Source organism: Bhargavaea ginsengi (assembly GCF_900109165.1).
Classification (GTDB): domain Bacteria; phylum Bacillota; class Bacilli; order Bacillales_A; family Planococcaceae; genus Bhargavaea; species Bhargavaea ginsengi.
The window spans coordinates 35,606-51,898 of the sequence record NZ_FNZF01000001.1 but is presented as its reverse complement, the minus strand read 5'-3'; the positions used below and the strand labels follow the sequence as shown (position 1 = coordinate 51,898).

At 52.6% G+C, this 16,293-nt stretch carries 15 protein-coding genes and 1 riboswitch; of the genes, 13 read left to right on the top strand and 2 right to left on the bottom strand.

The annotated features are described in order from the left end of the window. Positions 1-196 precede the first annotated feature (196 nt). From BMX91_RS00205 to BMX91_RS00175, 7 genes are all read left to right on the top strand, one after another. A complete protein-coding gene (locus BMX91_RS00205; RefSeq protein WP_092048604.1) occupies positions 197-715 on the top strand; it encodes a sigma-70 family RNA polymerase sigma factor in 519 nt (172 codons plus the stop codon). Continuing rightward, on the top strand, positions 708-2,012 hold the full coding sequence (locus BMX91_RS00200; protein ID WP_092048601.1) for a DUF4179 domain-containing protein: 1,305 nt from the start codon (positions 708-710) through the stop codon (positions 2,010-2,012). Before BMX91_RS00205 ends, BMX91_RS00200 begins: the two co-directional genes overlap by 8 nt. Before the next feature lie 131 nt (positions 2,013-2,143). Further along, entirely contained in the window at positions 2,144-4,042 is a 1,899-nt protein-coding gene (locus BMX91_RS00195) for an ATP-dependent DNA helicase (RefSeq protein WP_092048599.1), read from the top strand. A 215-nt stretch (positions 4,043-4,257) separates the two neighbouring features. Further along, complete coding sequence (locus tag BMX91_RS00190) at positions 4,258-7,881, top strand: dynamin family protein (RefSeq protein WP_092048597.1); 3,624 nt, start codon at positions 4,258-4,260, stop codon at positions 7,879-7,881. After that, entirely contained in the window at positions 7,878-8,705 is an 828-nt protein-coding gene (locus BMX91_RS00185) for a sulfurtransferase (RefSeq protein ID WP_092048594.1), read from the top strand. Before BMX91_RS00190 ends, BMX91_RS00185 begins: the two co-directional genes overlap by 4 nt. A gap of 92 nt (positions 8,706-8,797) precedes the next feature. Continuing rightward, positions 8,798-9,502 (top strand): DUF421 domain-containing protein, encoded by a 705-nt coding sequence (locus BMX91_RS00180; RefSeq protein ID WP_092048592.1) that lies wholly within the window; start codon positions 8,798-8,800, stop codon positions 9,500-9,502. Then, a complete protein-coding gene (locus tag BMX91_RS00175; RefSeq protein ID WP_092048590.1) occupies positions 9,499-10,098 on the top strand; it encodes a metallophosphoesterase family protein in 600 nt (199 codons plus the stop codon). Before BMX91_RS00180 ends, BMX91_RS00175 begins: the two co-directional genes overlap by 4 nt. A gap of 91 nt (positions 10,099-10,189) precedes the next feature. Here the strand turns inward: BMX91_RS00175 and BMX91_RS00170 are convergent, their stop codons facing one another. Next, positions 10,190-10,576 carry a reverse transcriptase-like protein gene (locus BMX91_RS00170; RefSeq protein ID WP_092048588.1) on the bottom strand — a complete coding sequence of 129 codons (387 nt, stop codon included), beginning with the start codon at positions 10,574-10,576 and terminating at the stop codon, positions 10,190-10,192. Positions 10,577-10,676: 100 nt separating this feature from the next. On the opposite strand from BMX91_RS00170, the gene BMX91_RS00165 reads away from it, so the two are divergent. Beyond that, positions 10,677-10,865, top strand: coding sequence for a zinc-finger domain-containing protein (locus BMX91_RS00165; protein WP_092048586.1), 189 nt, complete (start codon positions 10,677-10,679; stop codon positions 10,863-10,865). A 39-nt stretch (positions 10,866-10,904) separates the two neighbouring features. Here the strand turns inward: BMX91_RS00165 and BMX91_RS00160 are convergent, their stop codons facing one another. Continuing rightward, a complete protein-coding gene (locus tag BMX91_RS00160; RefSeq protein ID WP_092048584.1) occupies positions 10,905-11,114 on the bottom strand; it encodes a cold-shock protein in 210 nt (69 codons plus the stop codon). Positions 11,115-11,308: 194 nt separating this feature from the next. Between BMX91_RS00160 and BMX91_RS00155 the strand changes: the two genes are divergently transcribed. The 5 genes from BMX91_RS00155 to ribH all read left to right on the top strand — a co-directional run bounded on the left by BMX91_RS00155 (position 11,309) and on the right by ribH (position 16,156). Further along, positions 11,309-12,031: a gamma-glutamyl-gamma-aminobutyrate hydrolase family protein gene (locus BMX91_RS00155; RefSeq protein WP_092048582.1), complete on the top strand. Its 723-nt coding sequence runs from the start codon at positions 11,309-11,311 to the stop codon at positions 12,029-12,031. Positions 12,032-12,157: 126 nt separating this feature from the next. Continuing rightward, entirely contained in the window at positions 12,158-12,937 is a 780-nt protein-coding gene (gene fabI, locus BMX91_RS00150; RefSeq protein WP_092048581.1) for an enoyl-ACP reductase FabI, read from the top strand. 139 nt (positions 12,938-13,076) lie between these two features. After that, positions 13,077-13,212: riboswitch (FMN riboswitch) on the top strand. Positions 13,213-13,816: 604 nt separating this feature from the next. Continuing rightward, complete coding sequence (gene ribE / locus BMX91_RS00145) at positions 13,817-14,461, top strand: riboflavin synthase (RefSeq protein ID WP_092048578.1); 645 nt, start codon at positions 13,817-13,819, stop codon at positions 14,459-14,461. Positions 14,462-14,478: 17 nt separating this feature from the next. After that, the gene (locus BMX91_RS00140; RefSeq protein WP_092048576.1) at positions 14,479-15,672 is read left to right on the top strand and encodes a bifunctional 3,4-dihydroxy-2-butanone-4-phosphate synthase/GTP cyclohydrolase II; all 1,194 of its coding nucleotides are present in this window, start codon (positions 14,479-14,481) and stop codon (positions 15,670-15,672) included. Between the two features lie 13 nt (positions 15,673-15,685). Then, a complete protein-coding gene (gene ribH / locus BMX91_RS00135) occupies positions 15,686-16,156 on the top strand; it encodes a 6,7-dimethyl-8-ribityllumazine synthase (protein ID WP_092048573.1) in 471 nt (156 codons plus the stop codon). Positions 16,157-16,293: the final 137 nt, after the last annotated feature.

Genomic DNA, 16,293 nt, shown 5'->3' with positions numbered 1-16,293 from the left:
AAAGGCAAATCGCCATTTTTCAATTTTCCCACCAAAACAAACCCCAATTTCTCATTTTGCGGCCTCTCGATTCCGGAAAAATCCCGCCCCAACACACTTTCTTCAAAAACAAATTCAAATTTCACCAATTTCCCTTGAACTTTTCTCGGTTTCGCCTGTCTAATAAGTACAGAGATATTGGAAGCGGGGGAAGGCCATGGAAGAAAGAGAGCTGGCTGAGCGCTCAATCAGGGGAGATGCAGAGGCGTTCGTCCAGCTGATGGAGCTGCATAAGGTGTCGCTGTATCGTACGGCGTACGCTTTCCTTAAATCAGAGCATGCCGCTGTGGAGGCGGTTCAGGAAGTGACGGTGAGGGCTTTCCGCAATATCAGGCGGCTGAAAGAGCCCTCATATGCGAGAACATGGCTGACGCGGATCATGATCAACTACTGCCAGGATGAATTGAAGAATGCGAGGCGTGAACCGGTAACCGACCGGATGCCGGAAAGTATCGGGCATACCGGTGACGACTTCCTTATCATTGAGGAGGCCCTCCACTCCCTGCCTGGGGCGTCGCGCCGGCTGATCCATCTGAAGTATTTCGAGGACATGAAGATCAAAGAAATCGCGAAGATCGAGAAAATTCCGGAGGGCACTGTTAAGTCCCGCCTACACAAGTCGCTTCGGACTTTGCGGGATTTCATAAACGGGAAGGGAGGGCACACAGATGACTGAGCGTGAAGAAGAGCGGCTTCGGAGCATGAAGGAGCAGATGGATCAGATTCCGATTCCGGAAGAAGCACTGTCTAATGCAATCAGGGCGGGTGTCCGGCAGGCGGAGCAGCAACATACCCGAAAAAAAACAGCCCGGCGCTTAGTGTGGCCGGCAGCAGCCGTTGCTGCCCTGTTGCTGGCTTTTGTAATGACCATCAGGGTCTCGCCGGCATTTGCCCACGCTGTTTCCAGCCTCCCGGGGATGTCGCAGATTGTGGAGATGATTCAGTACGACAAAGGCATGAAGGCGATCATTGCCAACGACTATTATGAAGAAATCCATGCAACCGACTCGGACGGAACCGTCACAGTCACCTTAAACGGAGTCATCGTCGACCAGTCCGGGATGGTCATTTCCTACACGGTTGATTCAACAACCGGTATGAAAAATCCCCAGATCGACAAAATTGAACTTTATTCTGGAAATGTACTGCTCGAACACCAGGGCATCAGCTTCAACTATCCGTCCGAAGACGGCAAAATGAGCAATGAGCAGCTGATCCATTACAACTTTATCGAACCGCTGCCGACGGATAGTCAGGAATTCGAATTAAAACTCAGTATTCGTGATGCGGAAGACCATCAATTCAGCCTTCCGTTCTCCATCAAGAAGCCTGTCGCGGAAGGCAAGGTGTACGAACTGGATCGAAAGGTCACTGTAGATGGGCAAAAACTCACCATCCAATCAATCACGGTCCATCCGCTGAAAGTCGCCGTCAAAATAAAGGAAGATCCGGGAAACGCGATGGACATCCTGCAGTATGAGGATCTCCGGATCGAGGACGGGGACGGGGAAGTATGGAGCCGGATCACAAACGGAATGACTGCAACGCAGGATGAAGACGGCACTGATCTCTACTTCCTGCAGAGCAACTATTTCGAGCAGCCCGATCTGATGGTCTTCCGCATGAATCGGATGCAGGCCCTCGACAAAACCGAGAAGCTCGTCGTCAATACACTTACCGGTGAAGTTCTCGAGACACCGTCAGACGGAAAGCTTGCAGTGACGGAGCTGTCACCGACACTGGTTGAAACGCAGCTCCGGACGGGTCCTGAGTTCGGCTACGGATACCTGGGGAGTGCGGTTGATGCTAATGGGACAACAATCGACCTTTCATCGGGCGGTGCCTGGCATATCGGCGAATACAGTTACAATGACATGAGGTTCACAAACGGAGATTACGTGAATCCGATCACCATCCATTTCTTCGCCTATCCGAATTACATCGAAGGCGACGTGACGATCCGTCTTGAATGAAACGGACAACTGGTGGGAAGCATAGACTTAAATGCTTCCCACTTTTTTCATGGCGTGCTATACTCATAAAATCGTGCATTTTTCCGCCAGATTGGAAAAATGCTTTCATTACGTTTACAGGGGGCTTTCGATTGAAACAGGCGATTCCGTTTGCATTGGACCGGGAGCGGTCGTTTTTTGAGTCACTCGACGACTGGATCGGCGATGTGCTGTACGATGAGCTGACCGAGAAGGGCTTTGACCTGCGAGATGAGCAGGTGTTCATGGCATTCCAGATTGGCCAGGCGCTCAAGGACAAGTCGGTGTTGTTCGCGGAAGCGGGGGTCGGCACGGGCAAGACGATCGCTTATTTGCTGCCCGCTGTCGCATATGCGCGATACACCGGGAAGCCCGCAATCATTGCATGTGCCGACGAGACACTTATCGACCAGCTGGTCAAGGAAACCGGAGATATCGGCAAGCTGGAGCGGGCGCTCGGACTGATAGTTGACGTCCGTCTTGCAAAGTCCCGTGAGCAGTATCTGTGTCTCAAGCGCCTCGATGAATCCAAAGGCGTAACGGACGTTGCTGATGACATCGACGCCAGCCTGCCGGACTTTGTAAGGGGCCACGGTTCGATGATGCGGCTTGACCCGTACGGCGCACGCTCTGATTATCCGGACCTGTCCGACGAGGACTGGAGCTCGGTCAACTACGATCCGCTTTACCAGTGCGGTTCGTGCGAACTCCGTAACCGTTGCGGCCAGACACTCCACCGGAACCACTACCGGGCTTCGACCGATCTGATCATCTGCTCTCAAGACTTCTATATGGAACATCTCTGGACGAAAGAGTCCCGCAGCCGCCAGGGCCAGCTTCCGCTCCTGCCGGAATCCTCCGTTGTCGTATTCGACGAAGGCCATCTTCTGGAATATGCAGCGCAAAAGGCGTTCACGTACCGCGTACAGGAGCGTACCATTGATACGGTATTGTCACGCATTATGGTCGATGGTGTCCGCGAGAAGACGCTGGTCCTCATGGAGGCGCTGATCGACCGTCACGCGGAACTGTTCCGCCTGCTGCATGAATCAGCACAAGGAGAGGGTGACCGCCGCGCGATCGTTCGCTCCAAGGCGATCGGCGATCATGCTGCGACAGTCGTGAAGCTTGCCATCGATATCCTTGAAGAGCTCGTATTCGATTCTGACCTTTATGTCATCCCGGAATACGACTTGAAGATTGCAGAAGAATACCTTGAGCAATATATCCATTCAATGAAGCTTTTCTGCGAGAACGGGGAAGCGGTAGACTGGCTGGAAGATGAAAACGGTGATGAGACACTCGTCATCATGCCGCGTTTAGTGACGGATATGCTGGAGGAACTGTTATTCTCGAAGAAGATGCCAGTCATCTTCTCGTCCGCGACGATGTCGGTGGACGGAGACTTTTCTTTCCTTGCCGGTTCTCTCGGTATCCGTGATCACAAGTCCTTCTCCGTCGAGTCGCCGTTTGAGTACGATGAAGTGATGAAGATCAGGGTGACGGATGCTGCCGACAAAGCTTCTGAAGTTTTACGGCTTACAGAAGATGATGGACAGCAGTCACTCATTCTCTTCCGGTCAAAGGCTACAATGGATGTTTTCCGGAAAGCGACTGGTGGTGACCCTCGCTTCCTGTTCGAAGGAGACCGTGCACTGTCCGCGATGGTCCGTGATTTCCAGGAGGGCAAGGCACAGGTGCTGTGCTCCTGGCATCTATGGGAGGGACTCGATATACCGGGTGAGGCGCTGACCCGCGTCATTATTCACGATCTTCCGTACCCGCCGGACGACCCGCTTTTCGAAGCGAAGCGCCGGTTCGCTGAAGATGCCCACCGCGACATCGATCTGCCTTACATGCTTCTGCGCCTCCGGCAAGGCATAGGCCGTCTGATCCGGACGTCCGAGGACCATGGAGATATTCAATTGCTGCTTGACGAAAATGATCTGAAAGCTGAAGAGGAGATCCTTAAGGTTCTTCCTGTTCAGCCAGACAGCCTGCCTTCCGCATAATGCGGAAGGTTTTTTTGTTGTGCGATTGGCAGGATAGTGGCAGGTAGGGGGCTTCGCGCCGGCATGTCACGGATTAGCGGCGGCAACGCCTTAATCTTAGCTGGAGTCTCCCGGTTCCTAACCGGTGCTGCCCCAATTCCTTCTCCTCTGCCACGCTACAGTGAAAAAATGATATGATAGCACAAGAAAATAGAGACAGAGGAGATTTATGGCCTATGGCGCAAATTGCACAACAACACGAAACTTTAATCCGGCAGGCGGCTCAGCTGGCGGTGCTTTTCCGTGAGAACGGGGACCGTGAGCGCGCCGAAAAAGCGGAGCGTTTTGCTAGGAAACTGATGAAGAACGATTACATTGTCGGATTTGCGGGCCACTTCTCCGCAGGGAAATCAAGCATGATCAACGCCCTTACAGGCGTCGACATCCTGGCGACCGGGCCGATTCCGACAAGTGCCAATATCGTAAATGTACATAAAGCAGATGATGACTTCGCCATAATCCACCGGACGGACGGCGCGCCGATCCGCTTCACGGGTGATGTTGATGTCAGCTATGTAAAGGAATTCTCTAAAGACGGCCAGGCCGTCTCCGAAATCGAGGTAGGCCACAAGGATTCTGCACTCCCGGAAGGCGTGACCGTTATGGACACACCGGGTGTCGACTCGACTGATGATGCACACCGTCTTTCGACAGAGTCATCCCTGCACGTGGCGGACCTGGTGTTCTATGTCATGGACTATAACCACGTCCAGTCAGGGCTCAACTTCACGTTCACAAAGAACCTGATGACCTATAACGAAAATGTGTATCTGATCGTCAACCAGATCGACAAGCACCGCGAGGCAGAGCTGAGCTTCGAAGACTTCAAAAATTCCGTTCGGGAATCGTTTGGTTCATGGGGTGTCCATCCGAAAGGGATCTTTTTCACCTCCCTGCGCGAGCGTAACCTTCCGCATAATGATTTTGAGAAAGTAGAAACTCTGGTCGCGACATCCATTCAAAACCGCGAAGAGTCCCTCCTGGCATCTGGTGAAGGCACTCTGCGAAAGCTTGCCGATGAACACATCCGGTTCCTGGAAGATGAGCGGGAAGAGCGAAAGGCGACTTATGCGGATGTCCTGTCGGAAGAAGAGTGGGGACGCCGTGAGGAAATCAAGGAAGAAGCGGCCGATGCTTCGAGGCGGGTCGAGCTGCTGTCGCCTGAACGCTGGCAGGATGACTTTGAGTCCAAGCGGAAGGATCTCCTTGAAAATGCCGGGCTTATGCCGTTTGAAGTACGCGATCTCATGAAAGATTATCTGGAAGCACAGTCAAAGTCGTTCAAGGTCGGCTTCCTGTTCAGCGGGAAAAAGACCGAGGAGGAAAGGCAGCGCCGGGCGGAAGCAGTTCTTTCCACATACCGGAAAACCACGGATGCTCAGGTGGCGGTCCACCTTCGCGGCCTGATGAAAACTGCAGTCAGGGAAGCAGGCCTCCTGACCGACGAAGAAGCGCTCCGGATCGACAATTTGGATTTCGATCTGCCGCTTTCGGTCATTGAAAGTCAGGTGCCGCAAGGGGCACTTGTTACCGGGGATACGGTATTGAACTTCACGGAATCGGTGCGACAGTCAACCATCCGCTGGTTTATCCGAGAAACCGACGAATGGAAAAACGAACAGACTGCACGGATTGCCGATGCGGCAAACGAACGGACGGATTCCGAGCTTCAGCAGTCTTCCGTGCTCAGCAGGAAAGCGGACGCAATCCGCGCCATTGAAGAGGCTGATAGCGAAATCACAGACTTCCGAAAATCACTTGAATCACCGCCGTCCGGACTAAAGAAGGAAGCAGGGCTGCTCGCCGATAACTGGGAGGCCAAAGAACGGACATTGATGGAGTCGGTGATCGAATTTGACCCATCAATGGCACCCGGCAAGGAAGTGGAGCAGGAAGTGACATCAGAAGAATCCGTGCGTGAGGAAATTGGCCATGTGGATACCGAAGGGGCGATCCGCCAGGCGTCATTGATCGCTGAAAAGGTCCGTCCGATTCCTGGCTTCCAGGAAACTGCGGATTATCTGATGCGTAAAGCGGACCGGCTCGGCAAGCAGGATTTCACAATCGCTCTGTTCGGCGCATTCAGTGCCGGGAAATCATCGTTTTCAAACGCCCTGATCGGGGAATCGGTGCTTCCTGTGTCACCGAACCCGACCACTGCCGCCATTAACCGGATCCGTCCGGCAAGCGCCAAACACGAAAGCGGCACCGCAGACATCCATCTGAAATCTCCGGACGCCATGACGGAAGACGTCACACGCGCATTTGCCCAGCTCGGCATGACCGTCCGCTCGCTCGATGAAGCGTTCCGGCAAGCCGACGATGCAATCGGAAAGGAAGACATCGAAGACGGAAAGCAGCTTCACCGCTCGTTTATCCGGGCATTCCGTGACGGGTATCCGGAACGGGGCATGCTGCTCGGGCAGACAGTCAATGTGGAAGAAGACGAGTTCCGCAAGTATGTCGCCGACGAAAGCCGCAGCTGCTTTGTCGAATCGATCGATTTCTTCTATGACTGCGAGCTGACGCGAAGGGGAATCACCCTCGTTGACACGCCGGGGGCAGACTCGATCAACGCCCGGCATACAGATGTCGCATTTGAGTACATCCGCAACGCGGATGCGATTCTGTTCGTGACGTATTATAACCACGCGTTTGCGGCAGCGGACAGGGAATTCCTCATCCAGCTCGGCCGGGTGAAGGATGCGTTCGAAATGGACAAGATGTTCTTCCTCGTAAACGCTATCGACCTTGCGGCAAATGAAGAGGAAGCGGACATGGTCAAGCAGTACGTCGGAGGCGAACTCCAGCGCTTCGGCATCCGCAACCCTCGGCTCTACGGTATCTCAAGCCTGCTTGCATTAAAGGAAAAGCAGGAGCAGTCGGACCTCGAATCCGGCATGCCGGAGTTTGAAAAAGCGTTCCATCACTTCCTTGGTGACGAACTGAGCGGCCTGGCCGTCCAGGCACTCAATGAGGAAAGCCGCAAGACAGCTGAGCGGCTCGGAGAACTCATCGAGCGGACAGAACGGAACCGGTCCAGAAAAGAGGAGCGGATGGAAGAGCTCCGCCGTTTTGAGCAGGAACTGCGGAAGCGTTACGCACAATCGGCTGCGCCGGTCATCCTGAATGACTCCAAGGCTGAGCTGGACGAGTTGCTGTACTATGTGCTCCAGCGCGTATTCTTCCGGTTCAATGAATTCTTCGGTGAAGCATATAACCCGGCAACATTCGCGGCCAAGCCGTCCAGGGAAGCCCTCTCCATTGCGCTGCGGGAAGCGCTCGATGCAGTAGGATTCGACATTGTCCAGGAAATGAAGGTCACTGACTTCCGGCTCATGAACTTTACCATCCGCAGGCTTGGCATGAGGTTCATCGAAGAGCAGCGGAAACTCCGGGACATGGATGCCATGTTCTCCATGACGCCGTACGAGCCCGAGGACAAGGCAAGCCTCGCATTCCCGGCGGTTTATCCGGATCCGAACAAGCACGCGTCAGTCAACCGTCTGTATAAGAATGACAAAGACTTCTTCGAGGGAGGCGGGCGTGATAAGCTTCGCGATGCACTGGAAGCAGTCGCTAAGAAGGATGCAGAGGCCTATGTGGAGAATGAGAAGAAGCGGATGATTGAAGACTTCACCCAGTGGACCGAACTGGAGTCTGAAGGTCTCCGTCAACATCTGTTGCATGGTGCTCTTGCCCGCATCGCTTCGGAGAGAGAAGTTCTTGAAAAGACAGTGAATCTGCAGGAATGGAAAGAGGTATATGAAGCCATTTGCGAATTGGAGGGATCCAGGTGACGGACGTGTTCAAATCAGTGGATGATTTGTCTGAGGGCTATTACAAGCTGATCGATGCCAGGTTTTCGCTGGGTGACCCGGAAGCAGGCAGGAAAGCATATCAAGAAGGACATATTGCTGGGGCGGTTTACTGGGATCTTGAAAAAGACATGTCAGACATGGCATCGGACCGCGGACGTCACCCGATGCCTTCGCGCGAAAAGCTTACTGAGCTTTTCCGGCGGAGCGGCCTGTCCCTCGACGATCGGATTCTGATTTATGACGGAGGAGGCGAGCCGTTCGCCGCACGTGCTTATTTCCTGCTGCGATATGGCGGATTCACTCAGGCCTTCATCTTGGAAGAAGGGTTCAACGGTATGCGGACAGCTGGCTACCCGGTTGATGCGGAACCGTGCCGGCCGCATGTCTCGGATGTGAAACCGGACTGGCAGGAACACCTTTTGGCGTCAAGGGATGACGTCAAGGTGATTTCGGAAGGCCGTGAAGCGGGTGTCCTGCTCGATGCACGAGCTGCCGAACGCTATGCAGGGAAGCATGAACCGCTGGACCCTGTAGCCGGACACATCCCGGGTGCCCGTAATTTCGACTGGACTCGCCTGAAAAAGGAAGGCCTATTCGATACAGGAGAAACAACGGAACAATCTCTCAGGGGCGTTTTAGCCCCTGATGAAAAAGTCACGGTATACTGCGGAAGCGGCGTGACGGCCGCACCGCTCTTCGCCATGCTGGACCATATCGGACACCAGGATCTGCGTCTCTACGTCGGGAGTTACAGCGACTGGGTATCTGACCCGGACAATCCGGTGGAGAAGGAAAACGACTGATCCGCACTTTGCCAGACAGTGCCAGATTTAAATAAGTAGGAACAGGGTATCTATCGTGATAATGAAAGAATCATTGTCACGGAGGGATTGCCTTGGATTATTTGCTGATTGCCGGGAAACTGGTCATCGGAATTGTGTTCCTGCTCACGATCATACGCATTCTCGGACGGAAGGAACTTGCGGAGATGACACCGTTCGATATTGTCTATCTCCTGATTTTCGGAGGGATTCTCGAAGAATCCGTCTACGATGACAAGGTGTCCATCTGGATGCTGATCTTTGCGCTCATTTTATTTGGGATTATAGTATTCATCATTGAGAAGGTTGCAGAGAAGTCCGATAGGGCGCGGGTGCTTCTCATGGGCACCCCAGACTATATTGTCAAGGACGGAAAGCTGAATACGAATAGGATGGACCGCAATATGATGGAAATGGAGCAGCTCCGTATCATGCTGCGTCAACAGGGGATTTTTTCACTGCGTGAGGTGAAGGACCTGATCATCGAGCCGGGCGGCTCCGTCTCGATCAATACGTATGCCAAGTACAAGCCGGCAACCGTCGGCGACCTGAATATTGAAAAGCCGGAAGAAGACCCGTCTGTCTTGCTCATCGATGGCGGATTTATCAAAGAGGATATGCTTGAACTGGTGGGTAAGAGCAAGCAGTGGCTCCATGACCAGCTCGCTGATTTGGGCTATCACGATAAAGAAAACATCCTCTATTGTGAATGGTCAGAGACAGGGGGTTTTTATATCCGGACCTATGACGATACGACTGATGCTGGGGGTAGAGAATGAGGTATGCGCTTTTGGGAGACATCCATTCATCCGTAGAGGATCTGAAGGATGTGTTGAACGATATTCAAAAACAGGCCCCGGATGCCGAGATGATCGGAACCGGCGACCTGTTTGAATGCATCATCAGCAAGAAGCGGGCGCCTTTCGAGCGATTCGGGAGGCTTAAGGATGTCATGCTGTTTTCTGATGAGCTGATTGACATGCTGACTTTTCCTTCGGTCCGGGGCAACCAGGAAGAGCGGATTGCACAGATCACCGAATCCGACGAGCCACTCCTGTTGAGAATCCGTACGATGGAAGAACGAATCGGAATTGAAAGAACTGCGGACGTGATCCACGGTCACCAATGGGAATGGGGAGGGGAGCCGTGGCTGCCCGTCTTTCCCGAAACAGGACGTAATCTGATCTTTTATGGCCACAGCCATGAATCAGGCCTGACCATTGACAGCCAGGTGGAAGAGGTCGGCTTCGGTGTCCCGTATGATGTGACGAAGGGCCGTACATTTGTCAATGTAGGAGCCGTCGTCGGTGACCGCAATTGGGTTCTTTACGACGCTGATGCAGGAACAGTCGTTTTCATGAAAGTAATGGATTAAAAAAACGGAAGCCGGCAATGCAAACGCCGGCTTCCGTTTTTAAATTCTGCTCCCGGATGAATTCCCCCGTAGTGCCAGGCCATACTAAAAATCACTTCCTCCTGATGGCAGACCTTGCGAGCGCATCCGCAGACCGATTCTGACTGTCGGGGATCCATTTAATGAAAAAGAAATCGAATCCGTCTGCGATTTGAAGCGCCTGATTGAGCATATCCATATGTAAAGGGTTTTTCGCATATCGCTTTTCCACGCCACTGACCACCGCCTTGGAATCAGAACGGACAGAGATCATTCCTGATGATAATTTTGATGCTTCCTCCACGCCCCTCAAAAGAGCCATGAATTCTGCAGTATGATTATCCAGCTCTCCTGCGGGCTCGGAGATGCTCACCTCGTGTCCCTCGCCGCGGATATATATTCCGATGCCCGCTGGCCCCGGGTTGCCTGCGGCCGCACCGTCGATATAGACTTCAAGCATCTTGAAGAACCACCTTTCCTTCCGGCACGCATCCCAGCTGCTTGAAATGAGGACGGGAAGCCGGTACAATGTGGGAATCAGTAAACTGGAGTGAACGCTGTTGAATAAAATGGACCTGATACAGGATATTGATGAACTGCTGGACCGCTATTGCGACGGCTGTTTCCTGAAAAAACAGCTTCGCTCGGAGCAGGGCAAAGCGACTGCGCACCGCTTTTGCATCAAACAGTGCACCGTCGGAGAGCAGCTCCGCTTTCTCGGATCTGAACTGAATAAGCTCGGACAATGAAAATCCCGCTCTGCAATTGCAAAGCGGGGTTTGTTTGTTTCATTGTGCGTCTAATTTCACGACATTTGCGGCTTGGGGACCGCGATTGCCTTCCACCACTTCAAATGAAACGGTTTCGCCTTCATCGAGGGTTTTGAATCCGTCACCGGTGATTCCGGTGTAGTGCACGAAAACGTCCTCGCCGTTATCAAGTTCAATAAATCCGTAGCCCTTTTCATTGCTGAACCATTTCACCTTGCCCTGGTACATGCCCATCCCTCCAAAGCACAAATGTCTTTGTCCAGCATGGCCGGAACTACTCCTCAATATACAGGAATCGACAGTGACCGTCAATGGACGTGCGAATATTCCGAGGAATCAGGGTTTTTTTTCTAGTTTAATGTATGCCTATAAACGGGAACTTCAATATCATCATACACAAACTAAGAAAGTAGTTGATTGATATGAAACCGATTATAGGCATTACCGCACAACAGCAGGAAAATCTGTATGACTATAAATTACAGCCAGTCTATCCGGAAGTCGTCATTCAGGAAGGCGGCATCCCGATCATGCTTCCAATCGTCCCTTCAGATCAGTTGGATGAAGTTCTGGACCTTGTTGACGGGGTGATCATGACCGGCGGATGGGATATCGACCCTGATTTGTACGGAGAAGAGACCATGCCGCAAACCGGCCAGCTTAACTTCGAGATGGACGAATTTGATTCTTGTGTCATCAAAAATGTGCTGGCTCGGGATATGCCATTCTTCGGGACATGCCGGGGCGCACAGATGCTCAATGTCATGACCGGAGGAACATTGTATCAGTGCATCGAGGAACAGCTGGATGACCCGCTTAAACATAAGCAGGAACATGGCAGGGAGCATCCGGTCCATCATGTGGACATTGTCGGAGGCGAGATTTTGCCGCCGCTTTTCCCTGGAGGCCGGACACGGGTCAACTCTTCCCATAGCCAGGGGATCAAAACAATCGGTGAAGGTGTGGAGATTGCAGCGCAGTCCCCGGACGGCCTGACCGAAGCCATCGAATTGACTGACAAGCGGTTCGTCCTGGCCACACAGTGGCATCCGGAAAATTTTGCACTTAAGGGCCACGAGCCATCCAAGGCCATCATTGATAAATTCATCAAGGCTGCGGCGGATTATAAGAACAGTAAATCGTGATTAAGCATGCACCGGGTAACAAGTGCTTTTTTTATTTCTTCTGCACCCCGGTACAGCTTCCTGTGATATACTTTCGTTAGCACCAGATGCTAATGACTGGTATTAATCGTCCGGGAGGTATTCAGAATGGGAGATCTGCTGAAACTGGAAGGGAAAAATATTGTAATCATGGGCGTTGCGAACGAACGCAGCCTTGCCTGGGGTGTCGCCAAGCAATTGCATGAAACAGGGGCCAACCTGATTTTTACGAATCGCCAGGAGCGATCCCGCGCAAAACTCGAGCGCGCACTGGACAAGGAAGGATATGAAGCGCGTCTGGTTGTCCAATGTGACGTGAATGACGACGAAAGCGTCAAAGAAGCCTTCCGCGCAATCGGTGAAGAAGTTGGAACAATCCATGGCATCGTCCACTCGGTAGCTTTTGCAAAAGCCGAAGACCTGAAAGGTGACTTCGTCGAGACGTCCCGCGACGGCTATGCATTCGCACAGGATACGAGCGCGTATTCCCTGATAGCGGTGGCACGTGAAGCGAAGCCTTATATGACTGAAGGCGGAGCGATCGTAACGATGACTTATCTCGGAGCGGAGCGCGTGCTGGACGGCTATAATGTCATGGGCGTCGCGAAGGCGGCCCTTGAAGCATCTGTCCGTTACCTTTCAAACGACCTAGGCAAAGATGGCATTCGGGTAAACGCGGTATCGGCGGGCGCCATCCGCACTCTGGCAGCGAAAGGCGTGCCGTCGTTCAACACGATCTTGCACCAGATCGAAGAAACTGCCCCGCTCAAGCGTAATGTCGACCAGCGGGAAGTCGGCGACATGACAGTTGCACTCCTGTCCAATATGGGAACAGGCGTGACAGGAGAAGTCATCTATGTCGACGGCGGCTATCATATTATGGGGTAAATGCCCATGAGACCGGGAGGCCATTTGCCTTTCGGTTTTTTTTCGCGAATCTTCATTCCATGGTTCAAATGTACTTAAACATAAATATCCTCTTGTACTGCCGATCTTGTTATGAAACAATGACTCCATACTTGAATAGGCAATCCTTCGGGGCGGGGTGAAATTCCCCACCGGCGGTGATGGGCGCATGCCCTCAGTCCGTGACCCGTATTCGTACGGTGGACCTGGTGCAACTCCGGGACCGACAGTTAAAGTCTGGATGGGAGAAGGAGCCGCGTTTGAACACAACAGTGTTCAGCGTTTATTTAGCTATGCTTTCAAGCCCCGTATCTTAAGTTGATACGGGGTTTTCTGTGTGATTGCGGTAGAAACAGGCTGAGTTCAAAGACGAAAGGAGCCAGGAATTTGTATGTTGAACCTTACATGAATACGGTACTTCCACTCGATCATGGCATATCCGTCGAGAAATTTCCTTTTGCGCCGGCCCGCACCGGCGCTGCAGGAAGCATAGGCATTTCAGGGAGTAGTCATTTACTAAAAATGCGAATCCCGCTTATCGTGAAATGCGCCATCATGCATTTTGACTGCTATAGTTGCACTGGAACACGAGGCAACACCCATGGGTCCGCCGCATCAGCCGACGGCAGGACAGAACGCTTTCGCACAAGAAGATTAATCGACGGCATATCAGCCGTATACGTACCTGCCTGACAAGGCCTGCACCACTCCACAATCTCTCTCCTAACCTCCCGTCTGCCCCGCGGAGGAAACGATCCCTTTCAAGTAATACCGGACACGGATCTCCTGATACCGGTCCCTTCAGATATCATATGGAACTTCAGCACTGCGACTATCCGTCGCTGCAGAAAGGATGATCTTATGTTCACTGGAATCATCGAAGAAATTGGTACTGTCCGCTCCGTAACACCAGGTCGGGACGCGGCGACACTGAAAATCGGAGCCTCGGCCGTCCTGGAAGATGTGCGGCTCGGCGACAGCATCGCGGTCAACGGCGTATGTGTGACCGTCACAGGCTTTTCCAGGGAGGCATTTACGGCAGACCTCATGCCGGAGACATTAAAGGCGACGTCTCTTGCGACCGTGAAATCCGGAACACCTGTTAACCTTGAGCGCGCACTCAGAGCCGATAGCCGTTTGGGTGGCCATATCGTTTCGGGTCATATCGACTGCACTGCGATGATCCGATCAAAACGGACGGAAGGCAATGCAATATACCTGGATCTGACGATTCCAAATGAGTTTTCGGCCTACCTGATCCAAAAAGGTTCGGTTGCGTTGGACGGGACTTCGCTTACTGTTTTTGAAGCCAGAGAAGATTCGATCACCGTATCGCTCGTCCCGCACACGCAGGCTGTAACTATCCTCGGATCCAAGAAACCGGGTGACCGGATCAATCTGGAGTGTGACATTCTGGCCAAGTATGCAGAACGGATGCTGCAGCCATTTGCCGGACAGAAAAACGGAGTCACATTCAATACACTGCAGAAAAACGGGTTTGCATGATGAAAGGGGAGAACACAATGTTTTCGACAATTGAAGAAGCACTGCAAGACCTGAAGGCGGGCCGTCCCGTAATTGTAACTGATAATGAGGACCGGGAAAATGAGGGGGACCTGGTGTCCATCGCGGAACTGGCTGATGCGGAAATCGTGAACTTCATGGCAAAGCATGGCCGGGGGCTGATCTGCATGCCCATCACGAAAGATAAGGCGTCTGCCCTTCAGCTGCCTCTGATGGCTGCTGAGAACACCGATTCTTTTGGCACCGCATTCACTGTCAGCATCGACCATGTCACGACGACTACAGGCATCAGTGCCGAGGAACGCGCGGAGACGATCCGCCGTGCAATGGATCCCGCTGCTCCTGCAGATGATTTCCGCAAGCCAGGGCATATCTTTCCGCTCATTGCTAAAGAAGGTGGAGTACTGGAACGCCCCGGACATACAGAAGCGGCCGTAGATCTGGCCCGGCTTGCCGGGCATTCTCCGGGCGGCGTCATCTGCGAGATTATGAATGACGACGGCACAATGGCCCGTCTTCCCGAGCTCACAGTTATGGCAGAGAGGTTCGGGCTCAAGCTGATTACGATCCAACAATTGATCGAGTATCGGAAAACGCAGGAATTCCTGGTCTCCCGGGAAGCAGAAATCAGGCTGCCTACCCATTTTGGAGAATTCCGGTTGATTGGCTATACCGAGCGGCTGACCGGACAGGAGCATCTTGCTTTGATCAAGGGCGAAATCCCTGAAGACGGTCCCGTCCCCGTGCGCATCCATTCTGAGTGTATGACAGGCGATGTTTTCGGCTCCAGCAAATGTGACTGCGGCCCGCAGCTTCATGCAGCTCTCATGCAGATGCAGGAAGAGGGGCAGGGGATCCTGCTTTATATGAGACAGGAAGGCCGCGGCATCGGCCTCATTAATAAACTGAAGGCGTACAGTCTTCAGGAAGAGGGATTGGACACCGTTGAGGCCAACGAACGGCTCGGTTTCCCGGCCGATATGAGGGATTACGCGATTGCGGCACAGATACTGAAGGACTTGGAAGCCGGAAGTATTCGCCTGATGACTAACAACCCAAGAAAAGTGGATGGGCTCACCCATTACGGTATCCGAATTGTAGAGAGGCTGCCGATCGAGACGGAGCCAATACCGGAAAATCACCGATATTTAAATACTAAAATGGAAAAGCTGGGGCATCTGCTCCATGTTTGAGGAGGACAAGGAAATGGTCAATGTGTTGGAAGGGAATTTAGTAGGAACAGGTCTAAAGATCGCGATTGTTGCAGGACGGTTCAATGAATTCATCACAGGAAGACTGGTTGAGGGTGCCCTGGATACTCTACGGCGACACGGTGTTAATGAGGAAGACATTGCCGTCGCAAAAGTGCCGGGAGCCTTTGAAATTCCGCTTGCTGCACAACAACTCGCAGCTTCCGGCAAGTATGATGCTGTCATTACACTTGGCGCGGTAATTCGCGGCGCGACAGCCCACTTCGACTATGTCTGCGCAGAAGCAGCCAAAGGGGTGGCCAAAGCGTCTGCAGACACAGGAGTACCTGTCATGTTTGGTGTGATCACAACGGATACAATCGAGCAGGCAATCGAGCGCGCTGGCACAAAAGCAGGGAATAAGGGGGCGGAATCCGCAACCGCAGCCATCGAAATGGCCAATCTGCTACGTCAACTGAGTAAATGAACAGTGAAGTGATATAAAGGAAAGGTTTGCATCACCGGCTTTTTATATGCAAAGAATAGAGCCTCTTTTGGGGCTCTTTTTCTAATTTCAGCTATTTTAATGCATTCGTATACCTTTAAGTTATGCCACTTTTATGC